Below are 6,000 nucleotides of genomic sequence, written 5' to 3' on the forward strand. Positions count from 1 at the left end.
GACCCTGCCTGACACCAGTCGAGAAAAGCTCATGACCAATCTCTTCAGCGACGTGCCCGAGGCAATCACGGCGGAAGTGTTCACCACCCTGCTCGATCGCCCGGGCTGTCGTCTCGAACGCATTCTCTCCCGGGGCCAGACCACGCCCCCGGAGGCGCCCTACCAGCAGGCGCACGACGAATGGGTGCTGCTGCTCGCAGGAGCGGCGCGGGTAGCCCTGGAGGGTCGGGAGGTGACGCTGCGGCCGGGTGATACCCTGTTCATCCCGGCGCACACCGAGCATTGGGTGACCTACACCGATCCAGCGGTCACCAGCGTCTGGCTGGCGGTTCATATCGGCGAAGGCGAGATACTGATCGATCCGCCAGAAGCGAAAAACCCCGGCCTCTGACGAGACCGGGGTTCTGAATATGGTGCCAGGGACGGAATCGAAAAATAGCCTATGAGCCTTTCTTTTTGGGGGTGTGACTCTAGAGATTTTTTAGCATACCCCCATTCGTACCCCTAAAACTGAAAGTACCCCTGACACTACCGATGGGATGCCCTCTGAAGGAACCGAACCGTTTAGCGCGGTGAGGCTGCATTCACAGTGCGATTGAAGTCCACCAGAGCTTTCCACGCATTCGGCTGGCAGCCAAACATGTTGTTGCACCAGAGCTTTGCCGTGATGGCGTATTTGCCGCTGCCCAGCGCTTCTTTCGATACCTGAGCCGCGAGGTTTGGGCTGTCCGGAAGCGGGTTATACGTGTCGAAGTAGTCAGCGCCATAGTTCTGGATCTTCGTGCCAGCGTTGTTGAGCACCCAGCGGCGGGCTGCAGACCATTTGACTTGGCATTCGTCCTCGCCCTGGCATACCGGAGTCGTTCGCCCGGCCTCACTTCTCCATGCGTCCACTTCCTGGCTCGATACACAGCCAGTCAGCGCAGATACAGTCCCTAGCAAAATCAGAAAACGGCGCATGTCTCATCTCCTTGAGTGATTTGCGTCGCAAAATATCAGCTGCCAACCCCCTGTCAAATTTGACAGATGAGCTTATTTGTATGGGCGATGAAGGGTCATGCGAGGGATCACTGACCGCCTGGTAACGCCGCGAGCGTTAGCGGGGGTGTGCGGCGCCGGCGCCTCCCCAACTCCTCAGCTTGAGAGGTCCGCGTATTTGCAGAGCCCCTCATAACCCAGTCGGTTTCAGTTGGGTTCGGTTCGCTTTGCCATGGATTTAAACAGGCGGGTCAATTTGTTCCCCCTGTTCTGATGATCCACTTCTAGACGATGGCCCCGCTCAGAGCCATCGGAGAGCCGCGCCGGAGTTAAGTCGAGGTTAACTTTTAACTTTTCGGGGCGTCGGCTTTAACAATCATTACCCCCTTTTAACACTGCTCGGCCCAGTAGCAGCGCGGGATTGACCCGGTTTTTCGTGCTCAGACATTAGCGCCGACCTTTAACTTTTTCTCTCAGCGGAAAAAAATCTGTGCGTGAGGTCGGGGGCGGTCTAGGAGGCGAGTAGCTCGGAGGATTTCACCCGCCCCGGGTCAGTAAGAAGAGGCTGCCGCCGACCCCCTGCTTGTGGGCCGCGCAACCTGTCGGATTTATTTGTCGATGGGGTACTGCGCCGACTGACCCCCATTCCAGCTATCCCGAACAGTCGCCAGGCTGGAGCCGGCGAGGTGCCCGCTGACTGCCTGGCAATGGTTGGCAGCGGGCCGGGAGATGCTAGCACCAAGCGAAGCGGGTAGCCGCCCAGGCGAACCGTTTTTAAGCCCCATCTTTCACCGAAAACGGCCATTTAAAATCCTCGGAAAACGATGTTTTCCGGTGAAAATCTGGAGGGTTAGCACGAGACCAACCACCTACAGCCCACGCCATTGCAGGGTTTCCACTGGAATTTGGTCATTCTCATTTTTCGCGGGTACCGCTCAGACAAGATCTGTAATTTCGCGGGCTTGAAAAAACGATGGAGCGGACGGTGTCCTGAGGTCGGCGCCTAGAGTTTGGCTATGCCCCCTCCCATTTCGACGTTCGTCTACCTCAAGAGCATACCGATCGTTGCCGATAAGGAGAGGACGCATCTAGGGAGGAACCACCATGCGCTCTCAGCTTCTCGCCGTCGCCTTCTCACTCTCCGCGCTGGCAGCTCCAGCCTTCGCCCTGCAGGGTGTCGTCAGCGACGATCAGGTCGCCCAGCAGATCATTAAAGAGTCGATCGCCAACTATCCAGGGCCGTGCGCCTGCCCGTACAACCACGCACGCAACGGGAGCAGTTGCGGCCGTCGTAGCGCCTATAGTCGGGCTGGCGGCTATAACACGGTGTGCTATCGGGAGGACGTAAGCGCGGACGATATCAAGGCGTACCGTGGGCAGCACGGCCTAGCTGCTAAGCAGGCGAGATAAGCTTCTCAGGAGGTCGGCGCCAGGTTAGAGCTCTATCCAAGCCTGGGCCGGGAAGCTTGTCGCAAACGTTAGACCGTCCAAGCTTTGCCGCTGGTGTGATGCGTCTCGATGGCTATAATCCCCGGCATGCTAACGCCTAACCAAATCAAAAGCCTGCTGAGGGCATGGATCGCCAGAACTCATCCTGTCGCTGACAGAGACGTGTTCATAGATGAGCTTTGCTTCGTAGATAAGACCAGGCGTGCAGATCTGGTACTTGCGAACGGCAAACTTTCAGCGTTCGAGATTAAGTCTTGTGCCGATACCCTCGCCAGATGGGCAGGGCAGCAGCTAGCCTACCTGTCTTGCTTCGACGAGGTTTGGTTATGCTGTCATTCAAGGCACCTTGCTCGGGCTATCGACGAGAGCGACTCGAAAGTTGGGATTATTGTGGTCGATGATTTTTCAGGTATGGCAGTTATTCGCTTGCCAAAGAAAAATACCGCCGTAGACCCGTACCATCTGACCGGCTTCCTTTGGCGCGAACAGTTGGAGCAGCTGGCGTTAGAGAGCGGCGTAAGTCTCAGTAGAAAAGTCTTGGTTAAAGACTTACGCCGCAGCCTATCTAAACTCCCGATAGAGATCCTTAAAGGACGAGTGCTAGAGGTGCTTAAGGATAGATATGTGACTATATGAGGTCGTCATAGTCCACGTCTTCGTCTGCTCTGATTCGGTCTATAGTCACACATATGTGCTGGTTTGATTTTATCCCGTTCCAATGACCGTTGTTGCCGTAACCTCCATCGGCGTTTGGGGGAAGTCTCGATATTTTTGCAATCTCTCTAGTTCCCCAACAATGGGCCTCGTTGAACCCGGGTAGCCTTGTTATCTCTTGGGCAATGGCGATGTAGTTCGAGTACTCTTTGTCTCCACCTTTGCGTCTCTGCCACCACTCAGGCGGGGTGTAATAGTTTGCGAACGGGATGACGGGCATGCCGTTGACATACTCCATAGGCGATGCCGGATTAGTAGCACCATAGTCGCCTTCGACGATTGTCGTTTTCAATCCCAGAGCCATTGCCGCGCTCTGCCATGTAGGATCACTACACAGAACAGTTCTGGATGTGTTCGATGTCGGCTTGTCCGCTGGAAACGTAGTGCTGAGCAGGCAGATCGATTGCAAACCGTACTGATCAAGTCGAGACAGCGTCTTATGTGTTGGAGATCCAGCGCTCATGTCGGTGGGCGGTGTAGTGAGGAAGTCCAGTATCACCACGATGTTTTCCGGCGATGGAACGGCATCGAGGATTGCGAACAAACGCGAGTTGGTAGCGGGCGTGATGTCTGATGACAATCTTGGGCGGATGGCGATGGTTTGATACTTTGCGGAGAGCCGCAGCGCAGATTGAACGATGTCACGCTGTGGGTCAGTATCTACCCACGAAACTACAGGGATAAGTCCGCTAGCTAACACGTGGCTATCGTCAAAGAAGCTTTCCTTTTTTGAAAAGCCATTGGCATGATTGAGCAGGTCGTTTTCTTGTATATAGGCCTCCTTTATGTCGGAAGGAACTCTAGATACGTCAAGGAAAAAATTATGCTGTTGCCAGGCCTTGAAAAAGGCTTTTAAGTGCTTATCGTCTTTGCCTCGCATTTCTAGCAGTGGGGCAATATCGACACGACGTTCTTCCTCGAGGTTGGCGAGGGCTTTTATGTCGTTCTGTCCAACTCGCAGGCAAGCTACATATTTCATCTAACGCTCCTTGTTTTGCTTTGGGTAAAGCTGGTGTTGTTCTACGGCACTCAGTTTCTAGCGGGTTAACGACAGATCGCCTCACATGGCACGCCATCACCGTCGCCATCAATTCGATAGTTGTGGCACTGCTGCAATTGGAATTTTGCCTCTGCGCAGCTGCTCATCTGCTTGCACGATTTCAGCGTGCTGCAGCTAAACGCGCTGCTGCCTCCAACGTTCGCCCCTTCTCCGAACTGCGAAAAAGAGGTCGGGCGCTTTGCAGGTTGAGCCGGGGCCTCGTCGTCAGTGTCCCGGGCCTGATGGCGGCCATCTCGGGCAGCTCGGCGCCATTCCCATGGCGGCGTCCGCTCTGACTCGGGTAGTGCCCACAGGCCCCGCTTTGCCTGCTTGGCTTCGTCCTCAAGCGATAGGAGCGAGCGATCCTTGAGATACTGCCGATAAACCCAGGCAGCGCCCTGACGGACCTGCTCGGCGTTAACATCGGTGCTGCCGGCATAGACCCGAGCAACCTTGCGGCCATACCTGTCCGTGTCTTGAGTCTCCAGGCGCACGTCCTTCCCAAATACCATGCCGGCTAGGGACTGCTGGGCACGGGTCCCATAGGGCTGTTTCGATTCGGGCGTATCGATCTCGGCCAGGCGGACCTTGAACTGCTGCTTAGCCGCTGTGAGGCATGTCAGGGTATCGCCGTCATGTACGCCAACCACGCGGCAATTGATCGTCTCTGCGCTAGCGAGAAAAGGCAGGGCAGCCAGCAGAATAGTGGCTAGGGTGCGGATGGGCATTGAGCGTCCTTGTCATGTCTGGCGGTGGCCGGCTGGGCCGCTAGTCATCGCCTGTCCTATGCATTGAAGATGTAGGAGTAGCACGGCAGATCGGAGCGGGTGAAGCGGTACCGCGACATATGGCCGGCTTTCAGGGCCGAACGCATCGCTATGGCGGTCTGATGCGTTGATCATCCAAGCGCCTATCCTGAGGCTGCTATCGAGTTCAGTAGTAACGAGCGAGGCCCCGCCTGGGCTCGAACAGGACGGAGCCTCGATAAGGCGAAGAAAACCCGAGGTAGCTGTACCGCGCAGGCTGTCGGGGTTTACTAGATGCAACACAGAGGGGAGCACTCGCCGACTGATCTCCCCGGCCTGGCTTAGGCAACTAGGCACCGGTTTACTGAACGTAGCGCATAGACACTCAGGGAGTAATAGAGGTGTCTGCAACAAGCTTGGCTAGATACGCCATTAGCGTGATGACAGACAGGATGATGAGTAGATTTCGGACAGTGAACTTGTCCATTGCCTACATTGCTCCTGGCAAAAGAGCAGCTAACGGCATCATCAATCACAACGCACGCCCAGTCCGATATTGGGCCGGTCTAGCAGGACGGTCGGCCTTGAGATCCCTGATCTAGACAGCATTGCGCCATACCTCCCCGTCTTGGGTCCTTCCTACCCCCGGCCCGGTTGGGGGTAATTCGGGCCCCGCTTGAAAGCCATGTGTGAGAATTTTCGGGGGGTTGGTTGTTATATTGTCGTCGCACTGGAGCCCGCGCCATTGCTGGGTTTCGCGCCAAAAATACACCAACCAGGGCATCGAAAAGACCAACCCGGCACTCGCTGGTCGACCATAGCGCCCGGCTTGGCTCTATCAGCCCGTCGGCGGCGACCCGCTTCCGGTTGTTTAGAAGGGGAAACACTAGAGCTGGCGCGGCCTGGCGACCAAAGCGGAACCGGAACCGGAAGTGCCGGAAAAACGCTCGTGAATAGCGAAATGACTTCGGCATCAAGTCCGGCACCGTGCGGATGGGAGCGGTCACCAAGAAGGGCTATTCGCGGGACCAGTTCAGTGACGCCTTTTCTCGCTACCTGACGGGGGCTGAAAGC

The 6,000-nt window shown here is 56.2% G+C and carries 6 protein-coding genes; 3 read left to right on the forward strand and 3 right to left on the reverse strand.

What is annotated here, in order from left to right:
* Nucleotides 1–31: 31 nt before the first annotated feature.
* Nucleotides 32–391: a cupin domain-containing protein gene (locus AR540_RS11630; RefSeq protein WP_059229064.1), complete on the forward strand. Its 360-nt coding sequence runs from the start codon at nucleotides 32–34 to the stop codon at nucleotides 389–391.
* Between the two features lie 173 nt (nucleotides 392–564).
* Here AR540_RS11630 and AR540_RS11635 read toward each other — a convergent pair whose 3' ends face one another.
* Nucleotides 565–960: a hypothetical protein gene (locus AR540_RS11635; protein WP_059229067.1), complete on the reverse strand. Its 396-nt coding sequence runs from the start codon at nucleotides 958–960 to the stop codon at nucleotides 565–567.
* A 1,122-nt stretch (nucleotides 961–2,082) separates the two neighbouring features.
* On the opposite strand from AR540_RS11635, the gene AR540_RS11640 reads away from it, so the two are divergent.
* A complete protein-coding gene (locus AR540_RS11640; RefSeq protein WP_059229069.1) occupies nucleotides 2,083–2,388 on the forward strand; it encodes a hypothetical protein in 306 nt (101 codons plus the stop codon).
* Nucleotides 2,389–2,496: 108 nt separating this feature from the next.
* Complete coding sequence (locus AR540_RS11645; RefSeq protein WP_177339224.1) at nucleotides 2,497–3,063, forward strand: sce7726 family protein; 567 nt, start codon at nucleotides 2,497–2,499, stop codon at nucleotides 3,061–3,063.
* On the opposite strand, the gene AR540_RS24825 is transcribed toward AR540_RS11645, so the two are convergent.
* Both AR540_RS24825 and AR540_RS11650 read right to left on the reverse strand, forming a co-directional pair.
* Entirely contained in the window at nucleotides 3,056–4,120 is a 1,065-nt protein-coding gene (locus AR540_RS24825; RefSeq protein WP_082706979.1) for a beta family protein, read from the reverse strand. The two genes, AR540_RS11645 and AR540_RS24825, sit on opposite strands and share 8 nt — an antisense overlap.
* 65 nt (nucleotides 4,121–4,185) lie before the next feature.
* Nucleotides 4,186–4,908 carry a thermonuclease family protein gene (locus AR540_RS11650; RefSeq protein ID WP_059229071.1) on the reverse strand — a complete coding sequence of 241 codons (723 nt, stop codon included), beginning with the start codon at nucleotides 4,906–4,908 and terminating at the stop codon, nucleotides 4,186–4,188.
* Nucleotides 4,909–6,000: the final 1,092 nt, after the last annotated feature.

It is taken from the genome of Pseudomonas sp. EpS/L25 (assembly GCF_001512295.1).
Lineage (GTDB): Bacteria > Pseudomonadota > Gammaproteobacteria > Pseudomonadales > Pseudomonadaceae > Chryseomonas.